The 17,640-nt window shown below is 72.3% G+C and carries 19 protein-coding genes; 8 read left to right on the top strand and 11 right to left on the bottom strand.

The window, feature by feature from the left end; genetic code table 11:
• The first annotated feature begins 49 nt into the window (after positions 1 to 49).
• A complete protein-coding gene (locus GA0070564_RS03320) occupies positions 50 to 1,633 on the top strand; it encodes an acyl-CoA carboxylase subunit beta (RefSeq protein ID WP_091602240.1) in 1,584 nt (527 codons plus the stop codon).
• A gap of 64 nt (positions 1,634 to 1,697) precedes the next feature.
• Here GA0070564_RS03320 and GA0070564_RS03325 read toward each other — a convergent pair whose 3' ends face one another.
• The 4 genes from GA0070564_RS03325 to GA0070564_RS03340 form a co-directional block, all read right to left on the bottom strand.
• Positions 1,698 to 2,594, bottom strand: coding sequence for a hypothetical protein (locus GA0070564_RS03325; protein ID WP_091602243.1), 897 nt, complete (start codon positions 2,592 to 2,594; stop codon positions 1,698 to 1,700).
• Positions 2,587 to 3,087, bottom strand: coding sequence for a SigE family RNA polymerase sigma factor (locus tag GA0070564_RS03330; protein WP_091602246.1), 501 nt, complete (start codon positions 3,085 to 3,087; stop codon positions 2,587 to 2,589). The genes GA0070564_RS03325 and GA0070564_RS03330 overlap by 8 nt, the downstream gene beginning before the upstream one ends.
• 47 nt (positions 3,088 to 3,134) lie before the next feature.
• Positions 3,135 to 4,130: a ketopantoate reductase family protein gene (locus GA0070564_RS03335; RefSeq protein WP_091602249.1), complete on the bottom strand. Its 996-nt coding sequence runs from the start codon at positions 4,128 to 4,130 to the stop codon at positions 3,135 to 3,137.
• An 87-nt stretch (positions 4,131 to 4,217) separates the two neighbouring features.
• Positions 4,218 to 4,961 (bottom strand): M50 family metallopeptidase, encoded by a 744-nt coding sequence (locus GA0070564_RS03340; RefSeq protein WP_091602251.1) that lies wholly within the window; start codon positions 4,959 to 4,961, stop codon positions 4,218 to 4,220.
• Positions 4,962 to 5,311: 350 nt separating this feature from the next.
• Here GA0070564_RS03340 and GA0070564_RS03345 point away from each other — a divergent pair, with 350 nt between their 5' ends.
• On the top strand, positions 5,312 to 6,064 hold the full coding sequence (locus GA0070564_RS03345) for a GH25 family lysozyme (protein WP_091602254.1): 753 nt from the start codon (positions 5,312 to 5,314) through the stop codon (positions 6,062 to 6,064).
• Positions 6,065 to 6,153: 89 nt separating this feature from the next.
• On the opposite strand, the gene GA0070564_RS03350 is transcribed toward GA0070564_RS03345, so the two are convergent.
• Both GA0070564_RS03350 and GA0070564_RS03355 read right to left on the bottom strand, forming a co-directional pair.
• Positions 6,154 to 6,381, bottom strand: a complete 228-nt coding sequence (locus GA0070564_RS03350) for a hypothetical protein (protein ID WP_091602257.1) — start codon at positions 6,379 to 6,381, stop codon at positions 6,154 to 6,156.
• A gap of 77 nt (positions 6,382 to 6,458) precedes the next feature.
• Positions 6,459 to 8,438 (bottom strand): serine/threonine-protein kinase, encoded by a 1,980-nt coding sequence (locus GA0070564_RS03355; protein ID WP_091604465.1) that lies wholly within the window; start codon positions 8,436 to 8,438, stop codon positions 6,459 to 6,461.
• Positions 8,439 to 8,529: 91 nt separating this feature from the next.
• Between GA0070564_RS03355 and GA0070564_RS03360 the strand changes: the two genes are divergently transcribed.
• The 6 genes from GA0070564_RS03360 (at position 8,530) to GA0070564_RS03385 (ending at position 13,329) form a co-directional block, all read left to right on the top strand.
• Entirely contained in the window at positions 8,530 to 8,742 is a 213-nt protein-coding gene (locus GA0070564_RS03360; protein WP_091602260.1) for an acyl-CoA carboxylase subunit epsilon, read from the top strand.
• A gap of 106 nt (positions 8,743 to 8,848) precedes the next feature.
• The gene (locus GA0070564_RS03365; protein ID WP_091604469.1) at positions 8,849 to 9,298 is read left to right on the top strand and encodes a hypothetical protein; all 450 of its coding nucleotides are present in this window, start codon (positions 8,849 to 8,851) and stop codon (positions 9,296 to 9,298) included.
• A complete protein-coding gene (locus GA0070564_RS03370; protein WP_342672524.1) occupies positions 9,298 to 10,821 on the top strand; it encodes a hypothetical protein in 1,524 nt (507 codons plus the stop codon). Before GA0070564_RS03365 ends, GA0070564_RS03370 begins: the two co-directional genes overlap by 1 nt.
• 32 nt (positions 10,822 to 10,853) lie before the next feature.
• On the top strand, positions 10,854 to 12,002 hold the full coding sequence (locus tag GA0070564_RS03375; protein ID WP_091604475.1) for a S8 family serine peptidase: 1,149 nt from the start codon (positions 10,854 to 10,856) through the stop codon (positions 12,000 to 12,002).
• A 10-nt stretch (positions 12,003 to 12,012) separates the two neighbouring features.
• Entirely contained in the window at positions 12,013 to 12,666 is a 654-nt protein-coding gene (locus GA0070564_RS03380) for a Maf family protein (protein ID WP_091602263.1), read from the top strand.
• Between the two features lie 9 nt (positions 12,667 to 12,675).
• On the top strand, positions 12,676 to 13,329 hold the full coding sequence (locus GA0070564_RS03385) for an O-methyltransferase (RefSeq protein WP_091602266.1): 654 nt from the start codon (positions 12,676 to 12,678) through the stop codon (positions 13,327 to 13,329).
• Here GA0070564_RS03385 and GA0070564_RS03390 read toward each other — a convergent pair.
• The 5 genes from GA0070564_RS03390 to GA0070564_RS03410 all read right to left on the bottom strand — a co-directional run bounded on the left by GA0070564_RS03390 (position 13,307) and on the right by GA0070564_RS03410 (position 17,534).
• Entirely contained in the window at positions 13,307 to 13,684 is a 378-nt protein-coding gene (locus GA0070564_RS03390) for a hypothetical protein (protein ID WP_141714692.1), read from the bottom strand. The two genes, GA0070564_RS03385 and GA0070564_RS03390, sit on opposite strands and share 23 nt — an antisense overlap.
• 89 nt (positions 13,685 to 13,773) lie before the next feature.
• Positions 13,774 to 15,000, bottom strand: coding sequence for an MFS transporter (locus GA0070564_RS03395; protein WP_091602272.1), 1,227 nt, complete (start codon positions 14,998 to 15,000; stop codon positions 13,774 to 13,776).
• Between the two features lie 64 nt (positions 15,001 to 15,064).
• Entirely contained in the window at positions 15,065 to 15,820 is a 756-nt protein-coding gene (locus GA0070564_RS03400; RefSeq protein WP_091602275.1) for an ABC transporter permease, read from the bottom strand.
• Positions 15,821 to 15,837: 17 nt separating this feature from the next.
• The gene (locus tag GA0070564_RS03405) at positions 15,838 to 16,797 is read right to left on the bottom strand and encodes an ATP-binding cassette domain-containing protein (RefSeq protein ID WP_091602277.1); all 960 of its coding nucleotides are present in this window, start codon (positions 16,795 to 16,797) and stop codon (positions 15,838 to 15,840) included.
• A 131-nt stretch (positions 16,798 to 16,928) separates the two neighbouring features.
• Positions 16,929 to 17,534 (bottom strand): PadR family transcriptional regulator, encoded by a 606-nt coding sequence (locus GA0070564_RS03410; protein WP_425412400.1) that lies wholly within the window; start codon positions 17,532 to 17,534, stop codon positions 16,929 to 16,931.
• Between the last annotated feature and the right edge of the window lie 106 nt (positions 17,535 to 17,640).

Here is a 17,640-nt window from a genome sequence, read left to right on the forward strand (position 1 = left end):
AGGCGAAGTGCACAGCGGCACCTTCCTGAACCATCGTTATATTCCCTGGGTGACTACCGAGACCGGGATCAACATCCACAGCACCGCGGGCAAGCTGGCGGACCTGGAGCGACGGGTCGACGAGGCGGTGCACGCCGGGTCGGCGCGCGCGGTCGAGAAGCAGCACGCGCGGGGCAAGAAGACCGCACGGGAGCGGATCGAGCTGCTGCTCGACGAGGGCTCCTTCGTCGAGCTGGACGAACTGGCCCGACACCGGTCCATCAACTTCGGGCTGGAGCGGACCCGCCCGTACGGCGACGGCGTGGTGACCGGCTACGGCACCGTCGACGGCCGGCAGGTCTGCGTCTTCGCCCAGGACTTCACGGTCTTCGGCGGCTCGCTGGGCGAGGTCTTCGGCGAGAAGATCGTCAAGGTGATGGACCTGGCCATGAAGATCGGCTGCCCGGTGGTCGGCATCAACGACTCCGGTGGGGCCCGGATCCAGGAGGGCGTCGCCTCCCTCGGCCTCTACGGCGAGATCTTCTTCCGCAACGTGCGGGCCAGCGGCGTCATCCCGCAGATCTCGCTGATCATGGGGCCGTGCGCGGGTGGCGCGGTCTACTCCCCGGCGGTCACCGACTTCACCGTGATGGTCGACCAGACCTCGCACATGTTCATCACCGGGCCCGACGTGATCAAGACGGTCACCGGCGAGGACGTGGCGATGGAGGAGCTGGGCGGGGCTCGCACCCACAACTCGCGCAGCGGCAACGCGCACTACCTCGCCTCGGACGAGGAAGACGCGATCGAGTACGTCAAGGCGCTGCTGTCGTACCTGCCGTCGAACAACCTGGACGAGCCGGTCGTCCACGAGGCCCCGGCCGACCTCGACGTGACCGACGAGGATCGGGAGCTGGACACCCTGATCCCCGACTCGGCCAACCAGCCGTACGACATGCACCGGGTGATCGAGCACGTCCTCGACGACGGCGAGTTCCTGGAGGTCCAGCCGCTCTACGCGCAGAACCTCGTGATCGGCTACGGCCGGGTCGAGGGGCGGCCGGTGGGCGTGGTGGCCAACCAGCCGATGCACTTCGCCGGCACCCTGGACATCGCCGCCTCGGAGAAGGCCGCCCGATTCGTGCGGACCTGCGACGCCTTCAACATCCCGGTGCTGACCTTCGTCGACGTCCCCGGCTTCCTCCCCGGCACCGGGCAGGAGTGGGACGGCATCATCCGCCGGGGCGCCAAGCTGATCTACGCGTACGCCGAGGCGACCGTCCCCAAGGTCACCGTGATCACCCGCAAGGCGTACGGCGGCGCGTACGACGTGATGGGCTCGAAGCACCTGGGCGCGGACCTGAACTTCGCCTGGCCGACCGCGCAGATCGCGGTGATGGGCGCCCAGGGCGCGGTGAACATCCTCTACCGGCAGGAGCTGGCGAAGGCCGAGGATCCGGCCGCCGTCCGCGCCGAGAAGATCGCCGAGTACGAGGACACGCTGGCCAACCCGTACATCGCCGCCGAGCGCGGGTACGTCGACTCGGTGATCCCGCCGCACGAGACGCGTACCCAGATCGTCCGGGCGCTGCGGGTGCTGCGCACCAAGCGGGAGACGCTCCCGCCGAAGAAGCACGGCAACATCCCGCTGTAGCAGTGCAAGGAGGGGCCCCCTGTTAACGCATTCGGTATAGCAGGGGCCCCTTCTTAACACTCACTCAGCAGCCCGGGTTCGCGGCGGCGCACATCCGACGGGCCGCCGCCCGACCCAGGTCACGCAGCTCGGCGCCGGTCGGGCGGATCTGGGCGCCCTCGAAGTAGGCCATCATCGGCCCCGCCGGCACCAGCACGGTGACCAGGTCACCGACCCGGACGATCACCGTGACCTCCGGGGTGGTGGTCACGTCGAGGTCCGCCCCGGTCGTCGCGTCCCAGGACCGGTCGGTGGTGTGCCGCAGCACGATCGCGGCGTCGCCGGCGAAGTCGCGGTCGACGACCGTCCACCGGTGCACCAGCGTGACGGGCCGCGGCGACCCGCCGGCGGTCACGTTCCTGGACTTCGTCTCCTGCCAGCCGGTACATCCGATCACCAGGCGGTCGAGGTCGACCATGAACCGTTCCGCCGTGGCACGGTCGAGGCGGTAGACGTCCTGGCTGACCAACGGGCTGCGCTCGGGCGCGAGGCCCCCCGGCGAGATGTTGGTGATCAGGGTCTGCGAGCGGGAGTAGCGGGACAGCACCGGGTCGGCCGGCAGGCCCCGGTCGAGGGCGCAGGACCGCAGCACGGGGTCGACGGTCACCGGCTCGCCGAGACCGGCGTCACCGAGCCGCTCGTCGCTCCGGTCCGGCAGGTCACGGGGGTCGAGCAGCGCCTCCACCGGGATCTCCGCCCGTCCGCCGGGTGGGGCGGCGACCGTGGACCCGGGCGGCGGCCCGGCCGGTCCGCGTGCCGCGACGGCGACGCCCGCGACGACCACCAGGACCGCGGCGGCGGCCGTCACCGCGGTACGCCGGGTGCGCCGTCGCGCGGTGGCGCGCAGCTCGGCCGCCTCGGGCCAGGGCACGTCACGCAGGTCCCGGTGCAGCCGTTCGACGAACGTCACGTCGTCACGCATCTGCCGCCTCCTCCAGATCCACGACCGTGAGCAGCCCGGCGAGCGCCGTCCGCCCCCGGGAGAGCCGCGCCTTGACGGTGCCCACCGGGGCCTCGGTCTCCCGGGCCACCTCGGCGACCGGCATGCCGAGCAGGTAGTGCAGGGCGATGGCGGTGCGCTGCGCCTCGGGCAGCCGGCGCAGCGCCGCCACCACCTCCAGCGTCTCGGTGCTGGGCTCGGGAATGTCCCCCGGCACACCGTGCCGCAGGTACGCCCGCGCCCGGCTGCGCATGCTGCGCCACCGGCTCACCGCGATCCGGCTGGCCACCACCCGTAGCCATGCCTCCGGGTCGTCGTACTCCCGCACTGTCGACCAGCGCTGCCAGGCCCGGATGTACGCCTCCTGCACGGCGTCCTGGGCCTCGGCCAGGTTGCCGGTGAGGACGTAGACGAACCCGAGCAGGCGTTGCCGGCTGCCCCGGTAGAACTCGTCGAACCCGTCGACGTCCGGCATCCTGGCACCTCCCCGTTTGTCGCAGGGGACACGCCTGCCGTGGTGGCTCAGGTTGCCGGTCGACCCAGCATTTCTCGCAGTTCGGTGAGGGGGAAGCCGCCGGCCGGGACGCGCTCACGGACCGCGCGGCGGACGGCGGCCTGGACGGCCGCGTTCACCGGCGTCGGTACGCCGTGCAGCCGGCCGAGCAGCACGATCTCCCCGTTGAGATGGTCCGTCTCGGCGGAGCCGGCGCCTCGGGCGAGGCTCTGCCAGGTGGAGCCGCCGGCCCGCTGCGCGCCGTCGACCGGCCGGTGCCGGACCAGGTCGCCCCGCTCGGCGGCCTCCTCCTCGACGGTGGTGTGCGCGATCCCGGCGGCGGCCAAGGCGGCTTCCCCCTCGGCGCGGACCCGCTCCGCGAGCCATTCGGGTACGTCCGGGCCGAGCAGGGCCTGCAGGCCGTTGCCGAGGTTGTTCAGCAGCTTGCCGTACTTCCAGCGCAGCACGTCGTCGCGAACCGGAGCGACGAAGCCGGCGGCGGTGAGGTCGGCGGCGACCGCCCGGCTGGTGTCGTCCGCACCGACCGGGTAGCGCCCGATGTGGAGCATGCCGGGGTGCGGGTGACCGTTGGCGACCACCACGCCGGGCTCCAGGTGGGTGGCGGGCAGCCAGACGCAGACCGGGTGGACCCGGGCGAAGAGCCGCAGCGCGGTCCGCTCGTTGGCCACCCCGTTCTGGGCGGTGAGCAGCGGCAGCCGCTCGCCGGCCGGGCCGCCGCCCGCGACCGGGGCGTCCACCCAGGCGGCCAGCGCGGCCGCGGTGTGCTGCGACTTGACGGTCAGCACCAGCACGGTGTCGGCGGGCAGCGGGGTGTCGCCGGGGCCGTCGGCGGCGGGACCACGCCAGGTCACCGTGGCCTCGGGCCGACGCAGGGTCAGACCCCGCTCGCGGATCGCGGCCAGGTGGGCGCCGCGGGCGACCAGGGTGACGTCCCGGCCGGCCTCCCCCAGCCGTACGCCGATGGTGCCGCCGACCGCACCCGCTCCGATGACCACGTACCGCATCGCCCGATTCTGCCTCCGCCGTGGCCGCCGTGCCGACCCGGCGCACCCGCCGGGCGGGTCGCGATCGGCGGGCGGCTTCGGGCGTGGTCAGAACCGCAGGCCGGCCTCGGTGAGCAGGTCACCGGCGAGCAGCAGCGCACCGACCACCAGGGCGGCCAGGTTGACCACCAGGAACACGCCCACCCAGAACAGGGCCGGGAACGGGGTGAGCCCGGCGAGCTGGTCGGCGTCGGAGGCGGGCATCCGGCCGCGGTTGCGCTGGCGTCGCAGCTCGAACACGGGCCGGATCCCGCCGAGGAGCAGGAACCACACGCCGGTCCAGGCGAAGGCGGCCTGCACCTGCGGGGTGGCGTACCAGGAGACGGCGAGCACGACACCGCCGGTGACCAGCAGGGAGAGCACCCCGTAGACGTTGCGGATCATCACGAGCATGGCCAGGAGCAGCACGACGGCCACCCAGAGCAGCAGGGTGATCCGGTTGCCGCCGAGCAGCCAGGCGCCCGCCAGGCCGACCAGCGACGGCGCGACGTAGCCGGCGAGCAGGGTGAGGATCATCCCGGGCCCGCTGGGCCGGCCGGCGGACAGCGTCAGGCCGGAGGTGTCCGAGTGCAGCCGGACGCCGTGCAGCCGACGGCCGGTCAGCACCGCCGCCAGGGCGTGCCCGCCCTCGTGGGCGATGGTGACGGCGTTGCGGGCGATCCGCCACGGTCCCCGGGCGGCGACCACCGCCAGGGCGACGACGGCGGTGAGCAGGACCAGCAGGGCGGGCGGGTCGGGCTGGGCGCTGAACAGCTTGTCCCACAGGGTGCCGAGTCCGTCGAACGAGAACATGGGCCGGGAGCCTACCGGGGTGAACCGTGTTGTTCGCGGGGCGTGGCCTCGTAGGGTGTGAGACTGATCGGGTGGCGATCGGATCGGGAGGTGAACGCCGGTGAGTGCCGCTCCGCTGGAGCCCTTCGGAAAGCACGTCGGCCTCTGGACCGGGTGGCCAAGGCCGGCGAGACGCTGTGCCTGACCGAGCTGTTCCGGGGCAGCTCGACCCCGCCTCGCTACGCTGATCGTCAACCACCGATACCTGGGATTCCCGGCGGGTTGGCTGAAAATTTGTTCAGCACCTCTTGTGATCTAGGGCATTAACCTTCAAAGATGTCTGTCAATTGAATGACGACTCTGGAGGCCCCGTGACCCGCACCAGACTCTCCCTGCGCCGGCTGCTCGCCACCGGCCTCACCGTCCTGGCCACCGCCGCCGCGACCCTCGTCGCCACCACCGGTCCGGCCGCGGCCGCCACCACCCCCGGCATCGACGTCTCCCGCTACCAGGGCACGATCAACTGGACCAGCGTCCGCAACGCCGGGATTCAGTTCGCCTTCATCAAGGCCACCGAGGGTACGACCTTCAAGGACGCCAACTTCGGCGCCAACTACGTGGGCGCCTACAACGCCGGGGTGATCCGCGGGGCGTACCACTTCGCCCGGCCGAACATCTCCGCCGGCTCGACCCAGGCGAACTTCCTGGCCAGCAGCGGCGGCGCCTGGTCGGCGGACAGCCGCACCCTGCCCGCCGCGCTCGACATCGAGGCCAACCCGTACAGCGGGGGATACTGCTACGGCCTGAGCACCACCGGCATGCGCAACTGGATCCAGGACTTCCTGAACACCTACCGGTCCCGCACCGGCCGGTACGCGGTCATCTACACCACCACCAGCTGGTGGAACCAGTGCACCGGCAGCTGGACCGCGCCGTGGGCCAACCACCCGCTCTGGCTCGCCCGCTGGTCGAGCACCCCCGGCACCCTGCCCGCCGGCGCCCCGGTGTGGAGCTTCTGGCAGTACACCAGCAGCGGCAGCGTCTCCGGGATCAGCGGCAACGTCGACCGCAACTACTGGAACGGCGACCGGACCCGGCTGATCGCCCTGGCGAACAACACCTGATCCGCGAAACAGGTCGGCGGCAGCGGGATCGGTTACCACCCCTGCGGGTGGGCAACTGGTCCGGCTGCCGCCACCGTCGTGCCGCGGCCTCAGGCCCGGCGTCGGGCGACCACCGTGGGAATCGGCTCCTCGTCGACCAGGGCGCCACGGCGCGTCATCCGCCGCACGACCACCCCCGCACCGACCAGGGCAACGACCGTGAGCAGCGCGACCAGGGCGGACAGGCCCATCATGGCCAGCAGCAGGACCGCGTCGCCGAGCGCGACGAGCATCCAGAGCGCCAGCCGGGGCCGGGCGTCCTTGCGTCGGTAACCCATGTCGTACCTCCTTCCGTCGTGACGGAGGAAGTACCCCACAGGGTGGGAAGTCATGCGAATGGAATTCGCAGCCGGCGTCAGTTCTTCCGGTCGGGCCGGAAACCGCGGATGATCGTCGCCCAGTCGGCCAGCTTCGCGTCCCACTGCGACGTCGGGATCTCCCAACGCAGCGCGTAGCCACGGTCGTCCGCCGTGGCGAAGCCCCGGTTGCGCACGTGGTACCGGACGCCCCGCTGGGTCTCCAACCAGTCCCAGTCGGCGCAGGTGCGGTAGTAGGTGCAATGCTCGATGTCGAGGTACTCGTACTCGTCGACCTCGCCCTTGCGATACCGCTCGATGCTCTTCCAGTCGGCGTACGCGTCGTCCTTCGGGTCGGGCGTCCACTGCACCAGCAGCCGACCACCGTCCGGCCCGTTGTAGATGGCCGTGTCACCGCTGGTCTGCCCACCCCGCCAGCCCGGCGGGAGCGGCACGCTGAAGCCCGGGCCACCCTTCCGCAGCGTCCAGCCGGCCGGCAGGCCCGGCGTACCCGAGGAGGGTTGGGCCGGGGAAGCGGTCGCGCTCGGCGCGGCGCTGGACGCCGCCGTGGACGGCGCGGGCGGCGGCGCGGCGGCCGAGGTCGACGCCTGCGTGGACGGCGCGGCCGGGGAACCCGCCGGACCGGCCTGCCCACCACCCGGACCGCCGGACGCACCCGTGGACGGGCCGGCCTGCGGCGGCGTCGAGCCCTTGTCCCCGGAGCCGCTGTTGAGCAGCGGCACCAGCACCACGAGGCCCAGCAGCAGCGCCGCCACCAGGGCGCCGATCAGCAGGTTGCGCCGCTTGTGGTCCGGCTTGACGCCGGGCACCACGGTCGCCCGGCCCTCCACGGGGTCGGCCTGCGCCGGCATCACCGACGTGGGGTTCACCGGCTTGCGGGCCGCCGGCGCCGGCGTGGGCTCGACCCTGGCGGTCGGCTCGGCGTCCGAGGTGGACGGCGGGGCCTCGACCTTCGCCGTCGGGCCCGCGTCGACCGACGCCGACACCTTCGCCGTCGCGTCCTCGGCCACCACGCCGGCCGCGGCGGCGCCCGCCACGGCGTCGGTCGGCTCGACCGTCGCCGAGGACGGCGGCCTCGGCACGGCCGCGGACGAGGTCTCGGCGGGCCGCGGCGCCGGCACCACCGGCGGGTGCGGCTCGCGCGGACCGTTCGGCCCCGGCCGGCGTACGCCGTCCAGGATGGCGATGCTCTTGGCCCGCTTGCCGCCGGCCCGGCGCAGCAGCCGCTCGGCCACCTCGGCGGTGATCCGCTCGGCCGGGTCCTTGCGCAGCAGGCCGTTCAGCACCGGCTTGAGCGGGCCGGCGTTCTTCGGCGGCGGCATCGGCTCGGTGGCCAGCGCCGCCAGCGTGGCGATCGCCGACGGCCGGGCGTACGGCGACTTGCCCTCCACCGCCGCGTAGAGGGTCGCGCCCAGCGACCACAGGTCGGCCTCCGGCCCGGCGGTGCCGTCCTTGGCCCGCTCCGGCGCGATGTACGCGGGCGAGCCGAGGACCATGCCGGTGCGGGTCACGTTCGGGTCGCCGGGGATGGTGGCCAGGCCGAAGTCGGTCAGCACCACCCGCCCGTCGTTGCCGAGCAGCACGTTGCCCGGCTTGATGTCGCGGTGCATCACGCCGGCCTTGTGCGCCGCCTTCAACGCGCCCAGCACGCCGAGGCCGATCTCGACCGCGCGGGCCGGCGAGACGGGTCCGTCCTCGGCGAGGGTGTCCTGCAACGATTTGGACGCGACGTACTCCATGACGATCCACGGGTCGCCGTCGGTGCGCAGCACGTCGAAGATGCGGACCACGTTGACGTGGTTGAGCCGGGCGATGGCCCGGGCCTCCCGCAGCGACCGCTCGCGCATCTCGCGCCGCTCGTCGTCGGTGAGGCTGGGCGGCGGGACGAGTTCCTTGATCGCCACGTCGCGGTGCAGTACCTCGTCGCGCGCCTTCCACACCCTGCCCATGCCGCCCTGGCCGAGCGGCGAGAGAAGCCTGTACCGGTCGGCGACGAGTTGGGGAAGCGCGTTCGACATCGGGGAGACGGTACCCGGCCGCGACGTCCCGTACACCGCCGGCACGCCACTATGCGGCGAAGGTCAAGTTCTCGACGCGTACCCTGACCCCATGTCTGCCGAAGAGCCGCTGTTCCGGATCGTCCGTGGCGTGCCCACCGCCGAGGAACTGGCCGCGCTGGTGGGTGTGATCGCGACCCGGTCCCGCCCGGTGGCGGCCCCCGCGCCGGCCCCGACGTCGCTGTGGAGCCGCAGCGCCCGCCCCACCGCCGCGGCGCCCACCGCCGGCCGGGGCGCGTGGCGCGCCTCCGGCCTTCCCCGCTGACCTTCCCCCTGGTACGCCCCGACTCCGGTGGGCGGGGCTCCCGTCGGTGGCCCGGACCCATTAACCTCACTCTGGGAAACGGTGCCGTGACGGTTAGGGAGTGTCGATGATCCCCCAGGAGGACCGCCCGACGTCCTGGTTGAGCGACTACGGCGGCATCGAGGCCGACATCCGCCAGCTCCGCGAGTTCGCCGAACGACTCGAGGCGGAGGTGCGACAGAACTACGCCCCACACCTGTCGTACATCGCGGACGACATGACCGCGGCGATCCCCAACCCCTGCGACTCGTTCCAGGAGCTGGTGCAGTTCCTGCACGCCCACCACGAGACGCAGCAGGCCACCGCCGACACCATCTTCGACGTCCGGGACACCACCGGTCACCTGGCCGCCGCGGCCGGCGAGGTCGCCGCCCGGTACGCCGGCTCCGACGCCTTCTCCGCCGCCCGGGTCACCGACGTCGAACGCGCGCTCGCCGACCCGTCCACCAGCCGGCCCGGCCCGGCGCTCATGCTCACCGATCCGGACAGGATGGACAACCGCGGGGAGGTTCACTAGTGATCGAGCGCGGCGGCAGCGGGCGCGCCGGTCTCACCGACTGGCAGTCGATGGACGTGCTCAGCATGTGGGCCTGCATCCAGGACCACGACACCGCCAACCACTGGCGGCAGGTGTCCGGCTGGGTCAAGGTCTGCGACCTCGCGCAACTGCACCTGAGCCGGTTGCAGACCTACCGCGACGGGCTGGCCCAGGCGTGGCCCCCGGAGACCAGCGCCGCCTCCCGGTCGTACCTCACCGAACTCGACGGCCTGATCGACCGGGTCCGGCGTACGCACGACGCCGCGTCGGCCAACCTCAAGGCCCTCTCCGGCGCCACCCGCGCCATCGACGACGCGCGGTCGCGGCTCCGCCCGCTCTTCGACGAGTACGTGGCCAAGCTCGGCCAGAAGCAGGCGTACGAGGAGACGGTCAACGACCCGAAGGCGGTGCTGGGGTCGCGGCTGCCGGCCACGCCACCGGTGACCGAGGCGGATCTTCAGCGGTTGGACGTGCAGGCGCGCAGCGTGATGTATTCGCTCAGCGGCGAACTCCAGCAGGCCCAGGTAACCCTCCGCCAACCACCCCCGAAGTCATGGGCCTCTGTTCAGCACGACACCCCCGATCTCTATGAGGCTTCTGCACCTGTTATTCCGCCCATCGTGCCGGTACCTATGTCGGCAACTGGTTCGAGCCGTTCAAGCACCCGCATTACAACCGTCTCTCGCCCGATAACGGCACCTAAGGCACCAAATGTTGGGCCGGTACTAGGCGGTGGCGGGCCGGTTCATAGTGCGTCCCCTCTTGGGCCGGGACCCCTAGCTGGCCCGGGTCCGGTGCTCGGAGGCGCCGGTCCACCGCTGGCCTCGCCAGTCACCCCAACCACGCCGACCGTGACACCGCCAGTACCACCCACCGTCACCCCGGGTCCCGGATTACCGCCCCCGCTGCCGCCGATTGCGGGCTCGGCTGGGCGCACCGGCAACCCAGGACCACTGCGTGGCCAGCCCGGTCCGGTGGGCCGCATCGTCGGCGGTGGAAACGGCACTCCACACGTGCCGCCTGCCACACCGCCCCGCGCGATGCCACCCGGCGGCCTGATCGGCGGCACACCGGGCATCGGGCTGGGGCAACCGGGGGCCAGCAACCCGCCGCGTCGGGTGAACCCGGTGGGCGGCGTAATCGGTGGTGGCGGTGCTGGAACCGGCCCCTCCGGCTCCGCCGGCTCCCGGCCCGGCGCTGGACGAGGCGGCCAGTACGGTGCGGCCCACGGGATGTCTCCGCTTGGTGGTGCCCCGATCGGTGGGCGCGGAACGAGTGGCACGGGACCACACATCAGTGGCGGCCCCTTCGGACCCGGCGGGAATCAGGTGCCCCATGGGAGTACCGGTCGGCCCGGTCGGCGAGACGGCGAGACCGAAGAAGAGCGTCGCTGGGACCCCGACCACCCCTGGGAGACTTACGAGGGCGTCGCACCCGTCGTGCGGCCACCGGAGGACGAGGGACCGATCGACCCGGGCCCTGCAATCGGTTTCGGCCGGTGACAGGTCGCGCCTTCCGCACGGGCCTAGCCTTACTGCTCCTCGCCGCGACGAGCACATTGCCGGTGCTTCCCGCCGCCGCCGCACCCGGTGACGACGGCGCGGCGCGGGTCCGGGGCGACCAGTGGCACCTCCGTTACCTGCACGTGCCCGAGGCGAACCGGATAAGCCGCGGGCTCGGCGTCACAGTGGCGGTACCGGACACTGGCGTTGATCCTCACCCCGACCTCGTTCGCAACCTGCTTCCCGGGGTGGATCTAATCGGGGGTGGGAGCGGAGATGGCCGTGACGATCGGGATAGCCATGGAACGGCTATGGCCGGTCTTATTGCCGCACATGGGGGGCCGGGCACACGGGGAGCTTTGGGCATCGCACCCGCCGCCAAAATCCTCCCGATATACGGTTTGCCAGCGGAAACGAAAGGCGACAGCGGTACGCTTGCATCTGCAATCGAGTGGGCGGTCTCCCACAAGGCCGACGTGATCAGCGTTTCGGGGGTCACGGGCCCAACTGCGGAGCTCCAGAAAGCGGTGTCGGCAGCACTCGCGGCTGACATCGTAGTAGTGGCGGGAGTCGGCAACCACCCAGACAGTACTCGGATCGGTTATCCGGCTGCATATAACGGAGTTATCGCCGTCGGTGGCGTAGACCGTTACGGGAATCATGCCGCCGTATCGGTCACTGGCTCTGAGATCGACATCGCGGCTCCGGCCGTCGACATCGTCAGTACCAGCATCGACGGCAAGTACTCAAAGGGGACCGGCACGTCGAGCGCCACTGCGATCGTGGCCGGTGCTGCAGCCCTGATCCGGTCCCGCTACCCCAAGCTCTCCGCCGAGGAGGTCGCCCACCGGCTCACCGCCACCGCCGTCGACAAGGGACCGCCGGGCCGGGACGACCAGTACGGCTACGGCGTGATCGACCTGGTGGCGGCGCTGACGGCAGACGTACCCCCGTGGGGTGCCGGCAAGGCGTCGGACCGGCCGGCGGCCCCGACCACCACGCCGGCCGGCGGCCCGGCCTCCACCGCGATGGCCGACCCGTCGGGCGGGACGGGCGATGACGGCGGGGCGACGGTACGCGGGCTGGCCACCCTCGGGGTGCTGGTGGCGGCCGGTGGCGGATGGTTCCTGGTCCGGCGGCGTCGACGTGCCGACGACCCGCCGCCGCGGATCAGCCGGTAGCGTCGGCGGGGTGAACTCCACGCCGCTGCGCCTCGTCCTCGCCTCGCAGAGTCCCGCCCGCCGCAAGCTTCTCCAGGCGGCCGGGATCGAACCCGACGTGCTGGTCAGCGGGGTGGACGAGTCGCAGGTGGTCAGCGACCGGGCCGAGGATCTCTGCCTGGAGCTGGCCCGGCTGAAGGCGCAGGCGGTGCTCGGTCGGCTGCGGCGGAGCCCGGACGAGCGGACGCTGGTGCTGGGCTGCGACTCGGTGCTCGGCTTCGACGGCGAGATCTTCGGCAAGCCGGACGACCCGGCGGACGCGACGCGGCGGTGGGAGCGGATGCGTGGACGCAGCGGGGTGCTGCACACCGGGCACTGCCTGATCGACGTCGCGGACGGGTCGCGGGCGGAGCGGGTCGCCTCCACCACGGTGCACTTCGCCGACATCAGCGACGAGGAGATCGCCGCGTACGTGGCCACGGGTGAGCCGCTGGCCGTGGCGGGGGCGTTCACCATCGACGGGCTGGGCGGGGCCTTCCTCACCGGGATCGAGGGTGACCCGGGCACCGTGGTCGGGCTCAGCCTGCCGCTGCTGCGCGATCTCCTCGGCGAACTGGGCCTGCGGATCACCGACCTGTGGACGAAGGTCGCGCCGGGGGGCCAGTCGGTCGAGCCGCTGGGCTAGCGTCCAGTCATGACCCGCAAGTCGCTTCCGCTGACCGACGAGCTGCACGCGTACCTCGTCGCCCACGGCTCCGCACCGGACGAGGTCGTCCGTGACCTGATGGCCGAGACGGTGGCCGCGCTGCCCGCCCAGGCCGGGATGCAGGTCGCGCCCGAGCAGGCCGGTTTCCTGACCTTCCTGACCCGGCTGCTCGGAGTGCGTCGGGCGGTCGAGGTGGGCACGTTCACCGGCCTCTCCGCGCTCGCCATCGCCCGTGGCATGCCCGCCGACGGCCGGCTGACCTGCTTCGACGTCTCCGAGGAGTACACCGGCATCGCCCGGCGGTACTGGGACCGGGCCGGGGTGGCCGACCGGATCGAGCTGCGCATCGGGCCGGCCGGCGACACGCTGCGCGGGCTGCCCCGGGAACGCCACCTCGACCTGGCGTTCATCGACGCCGACAAGACGGGCTACCCCGTCTACTGGGACGAGCTGGTGCCCCGGATGCGCCCCGGCGGGGTCATCGCGGTGGACAACACGTTGCGCGGCGGACGGGTGATCGCCCCGGAGAACGCCGACGACCGGGCGATCGCCGCCTTCAACGACGCCGTGCTGGCCGACGTCCGGGTGGAGCCGGTGATGCTGCCGATCGCCGACGGCCTCACCCTGGCCCGGGTCCGCTGACCACGGGACGGTCCCACCACTCGTGGGAGACCGACTCGAAGGCGCGGATCTCGCCGCCGTCGAGCACCACGTACCGGGTGCCGGCGTTCCGGCCGTCCAGCTGTTCTTCGAGGTGGAGCAGGGTCAGGCGGTAGCGGGCGTCGGCCAGGGTCACCTCCGGCCCGAACGCCCCGTCGACGTCCTCGGCGCTCATCGCCGCCAGGTATCGCTCGACCTCGTCGTCCACCAGGTGGAGGAACACCTCGGGCTCGCCGGGGCCGGTGGGGGAAACGGCGAACCACCCCGTACCGGCCTCGTGCAGGGGGTAGCCGATCTCGCGGAGGTCGGTGATCACCCGCTGCACAAGGTCACCCATCCGCCGAGGCTAGCAACCGGGCGTCCACCCGGTGAGCTCCGCGACTGCCGGTCGCCACGTCACGGCACCGGACGACGACCGCGGCGCGGTCAGACGCCGGCGGCGACCCGGTGGGCTCCGGTCGTCCCGGGCGCTGTCCGCAACGCCCGCCCGAGCCGCACGGTGAGCAGGACCGCCGCGGCGATGAAGCCGGGCAGCAGCAGGAACGCCAGGTGCGGGCCGACCCCGTCGGCCACCCAACCCAGTGCCACCGGCGCGATCCCGAAGCCCACCCCCATCGAGTACGACGACCAGCCCGCCGCCTTGTCCGCGGCGGGACCGGCGACGGCGAGCGCGATGGAGATGGCCAGCGGATAGTGCAGCGCATTGCCGAGGCCCAGCACGACCAGCCCGGCTACGGCGAGCCAGCCGACCGGCGCGACCCAGAACAGCGCGAAGCCGAGCAGCGAGACGGTGAGCGCGGCGAGCAGCAGCGACGCCGGCGGCCAGCGCAGGGCGATCCGGCCACCGGCGAGGCGGCCGAGGAACATGCCGCAGACGATGGCGGCGACGGCGGCGGAGGCGGCGCCGGCGGACATCCCGGCGTGGGAGCGGAGCACGTCCGCCGTCCAGAGGGACAGGCAGACCTCGATCGAGCCGGTGACCGCCATCAGCACCCAGGCGATCCAGTACGCCCGCGGCAGCCGCCCCGACACCGGGGCGGCGGAGGCGGGTGCGGCGACCACCGGGGCGGCGGCAGCCGGCGGGGCGCCGTGCGGCAGGCGTACCCGGAAGGCGGTCGCGGCGAGGGCGACCAGCGCGATCAGCCCGACCTCGACGGCCATCACCGGTCGCCAGCCCCAGCCGGCGTCGACGCTGGCGCCGATGACCAGCGGGGCGAGGATGCCCATGCCGGCGCAGGCGGCGTTGGCCTCGGTGAGGGCGGCCGGGGCGGCCTCGCCGTGCCGGGCGGTGAGCACGACGGCGACGCCGCTGATCACCATCATGCCGGCGGTGGCGATGACGGCGACCGCGGCGAGGGTGGCCGGCAGCGGGCGGAGCAGCCCGAACGCGGTGACGCCGAGGGCGACGCCGGCCAGCCCGGTCCAGATGGCGCCGCCGCGGCCGACCCGGCGGGCGAGCGGGGCGAAGAGCGCGCCGCCGAGCAGCGCGCCGACCGCCACGGCGGTGCTGTGCAGGCCGGCGACGGCGGCGCTGGTGCCCTGCTCGTCGCGGAGCAGCGGCACGACCGGGCCGAAGCCGTAGAGGAAGAAGCCCCACAGGCCCATCTGGGCGTAGGTCAGCCAGGTGGTCTTGTCATGGGTGAGGCGGGGCACCGGCCTTACGCTACAAGCGCTCGGTCGCCGCCCCGCCCCTGGTGAGAGGGAGGTCTCTTCCCGCTCAGCGGACGCTGCGGGCGAACTGGCGGGCGGCCCAGACCACGCCGGCGACGGCGAGCACCGCGATGATGCCCAGCCCCTGCCACACCTTGGCGTTGCTCAGGTCTCCGGCGAACAGGGCCCGCACCCCGTCGACCGCCCAGGAGAACGGGTTCCACTTGGCGACGCCCTGCAACCAGCCGGGGGCGAAGGTGAGCGGCAGCAGGATGCCGGAGAGCAGCAGGACCGGCTGGGCCACGGTGTTCATCAGCGGCGCGAGCGCGTCCTCGCTCTTGACCTTGAGCGCCACGCCGTAGGAGACGGCGGAGGTCATCAGCGCGATCAGGGCCAGCATCAGGTACGCCAGGAGCAGGTATCCGATGAAGATGCGCAGGTCGAACAGGAGCGCCAGCAGGGTGATGATGACGGCCTGGACGAGCAGCGATACGACGTCGCGCAGGGAGCGGCCGAGCAGCAGGGCGAGCCGGCTGACCGGGGTGACCCGGGACCGTTCGATGATGCCGGCGCGCAGCTCGGCGATCAGGCCGAAGCCCTGGAACAGGCCGCCGAAGATGGCCAGCAGCACCAGCAGGCCGGGCACGAAGATCTTGTACGCGGCGGCCTGGGTGGGTGCGTTCAGCGCGGGCTTGAGCAGCGGGGCGAAGAGCAGCAGGTACATCACCGGCTGGAAGACGCCGACGAAGATCCAGACCGGGTTGCGCAGGAGCAGCTGGGTCTGGCGCCGGAAGATGAGCCAGGTGTCGTGGGCGAATTTCATGGCAGCTTCTCCGGGGGTCAGGACTCGCGCAGCGAGCGGCCGGTCTTGGTGAGGAAGACGTCGTCCAGGCTGGGGCGGTGCAGCTCGATGGAGCGCAGGTCGAGCCCGGCGTGGTCGAGCCGGCGCAGGATCTGCGGGATGGCGGTGGCGCCGTCGTCGACGAAGAGCCGCAGGCCGCCGCCGTCGGCGGTCTCCAGCTTGTTGACGTACTCCTCGGTGTCGAGCAGTTCGGCGGCCTGCGGGGTGGCGGACAGGTCGAGCCCGACCAGGACGACGTCGCCGGAGATCTCCCGCTTGAGGTCGGCCGGGGTGCCCTCGGCGACCACCTCGCCGTTGTCCATGATCGCGATCCGGTCGCAGAGCGCGTCGGCCTCGTCGAGGTAGTGGGTGGTGATGAAGACGGTCATCCCCTCGGCGCGCAGCCGGCGGATCTCGTCCCACATGTGGGCGCGGCTCTGCGGGTCGAGGCCGGTGGTCGGCTCGTCCAGGAAAACGATCTTCGGCTCGTGGATGATGCCGAGCGCGATCTCGACCCGCCGGCGCTGGCCACCGGAGTACGTCTTGCACTTGCGGTCGGCGTACTCGGTGAGCTGGAAGGCGTCCAGGGCGCGGGTGGCCCGCCGTTCGGCGTCGGCCTTGCCGATGCCGTAGAGCCGGGCCTGGAGCACCAACTCCTCGCGGGCGGTGGAGTCGTCCCAGGTGCTGCCGCCCTGCGGCACGTAGCCGATCCGGCGGCGTACCCCGGCGGGGTCCTTGCGCAGGTCGGCGCCGGCGATGGTGGCCTCTCCGCCGTCCGGCTCGATCAGGGTGGCGAGCATCCGCAGCGTGGTGGTCTTGCCGGCGCCGTTGGGGCCGAGGAAGCCGAAGATCTCGCCCTCGGCGACCTCCAGGTTCACCCCGCGGACGGCGTCGACGGTCTTCGTCTCCTTGCCCGCGCGGGAGCGGAACGACTTCCGCAACCCCCTGGTCTCGATCATTTCTGCTCCTGGTCGTCCGGGCCGGAGGTGACCGGCCGCCGATCGCCCGCGCCGGAACGCACCTGTCCCGCGCGGCAGGCCGTGAGGCTATCGCGATATAACTCTTATGGTCAACGTTGATTAATCCGCGTTCAGTTGCCGGACGGCGCGCCGTCCCGCCGCTCCGGCCGCTCCCCCATCCCAGCGGGCAGGTACGACACTCCCGACTCGATCCGCTCCGCGATCCGCTCGCACCAGGAGATCTCCACCTCCGCCCGGGCGAGCCAGAGTTCCAACATCCAGTTCACGTGCACGGGCTTGTTGTTGCGCGCCCAGTCCGACTCCATCGAGGCGCGGGCCGCGCCGAGCCCGGCCCGGATGAGGTTCGCCCGGTTGCGCAGCGCCGCCGCCGCCTCGCCGCGGGGCAGCGCGGGCAGGAACGAGAAGGCGGCCGTGAACGGGTCCGGCCGGTCGTGGACCTGCCACCACTGGGCCCGCAGCAGCGTCTCGAACTCCTCCTCCCCCTTCGGCGTCACCTCGTACGAGGTGCGGGCGGGGCGGGCGCCGACCTGTTCGGTGGAGACCGCGCGCAGCAGGCCCTCGTCGGCGAGCTTGCGCAGCGCGTGGTAGATCGAGCCGGGCTGCACGTTGGCCCACTTGTCCGCGCTCCAGCTCAGCAGCTCACGTCGCACGTCGTAGCCGTGCACCGGCTGCATCCACCTGACCAGGCCCAGAATCATCATCCGCGTTGCCGACACCGGGCAAGCGTAATAAACAAGTTTGACTAGCCGTCGTCACGACAGTGCGGCATCCCACACTGAGCGATCGTTAGGGTCGGCGGGCCGGCCGATACACTCCCGGTCA

It is taken from the genome of Micromonospora mirobrigensis (assembly GCF_900091555.1).
Classification (GTDB): Bacteria; Actinomycetota; Actinomycetes; order Mycobacteriales; family Micromonosporaceae; genus Micromonospora; species Micromonospora mirobrigensis.

Excerpts from the sequence above, each read along its gene's own strand:
- GA0070564_RS03325 (WP_091602243.1), bottom strand. The coding sequence starts at position 2,594 with ATGCGTGACGACGTGACGTTCGTCGAACGGCTGCACCGGGACCTGCGT.
- GA0070564_RS03330 (WP_091602246.1), bottom strand. The coding sequence starts at position 3,087 with ATGCCGGACGTCGACGGGTTCGACGAGTTCTACCGGGGCAGCCGGCAA.
- GA0070564_RS03335 (WP_091602249.1), bottom strand. The coding sequence starts at position 4,130 with ATGCGGTACGTGGTCATCGGAGCGGGTGCGGTCGGCGGCACCATCGGC.
- GA0070564_RS03340 (WP_091602251.1), bottom strand. The coding sequence starts at position 4,961 with ATGTTCTCGTTCGACGGACTCGGCACCCTGTGGGACAAGCTGTTCAGC.
- GA0070564_RS03350 (WP_091602257.1), bottom strand. The coding sequence starts at position 6,381 with ATGGGTTACCGACGCAAGGACGCCCGGCCCCGGCTGGCGCTCTGGATG.
- GA0070564_RS03355 (WP_091604465.1), bottom strand. The coding sequence starts at position 8,438 with ATGTCGAACGCGCTTCCCCAACTCGTCGCCGACCGGTACAGGCTTCTC.
- GA0070564_RS03360 (WP_091602260.1), top strand. The coding sequence starts at position 8,530 with ATGTCTGCCGAAGAGCCGCTGTTCCGGATCGTCCGTGGCGTGCCCACC.
- GA0070564_RS03365 (WP_091604469.1), top strand. The coding sequence starts at position 8,849 with ATGATCCCCCAGGAGGACCGCCCGACGTCCTGGTTGAGCGACTACGGC.
- GA0070564_RS03385 (WP_091602266.1), top strand. The coding sequence starts at position 12,676 with ATGACCCGCAAGTCGCTTCCGCTGACCGACGAGCTGCACGCGTACCTC.
- GA0070564_RS03390 (WP_141714692.1), bottom strand. The coding sequence starts at position 13,684 with ATGGGTGACCTTGTGCAGCGGGTGATCACCGACCTCCGCGAGATCGGC.
- GA0070564_RS03400 (WP_091602275.1), bottom strand. The coding sequence starts at position 15,820 with ATGAAATTCGCCCACGACACCTGGCTCATCTTCCGGCGCCAGACCCAG.
- GA0070564_RS03405 (WP_091602277.1), bottom strand. The coding sequence starts at position 16,797 with ATGATCGAGACCAGGGGGTTGCGGAAGTCGTTCCGCTCCCGCGCGGGC.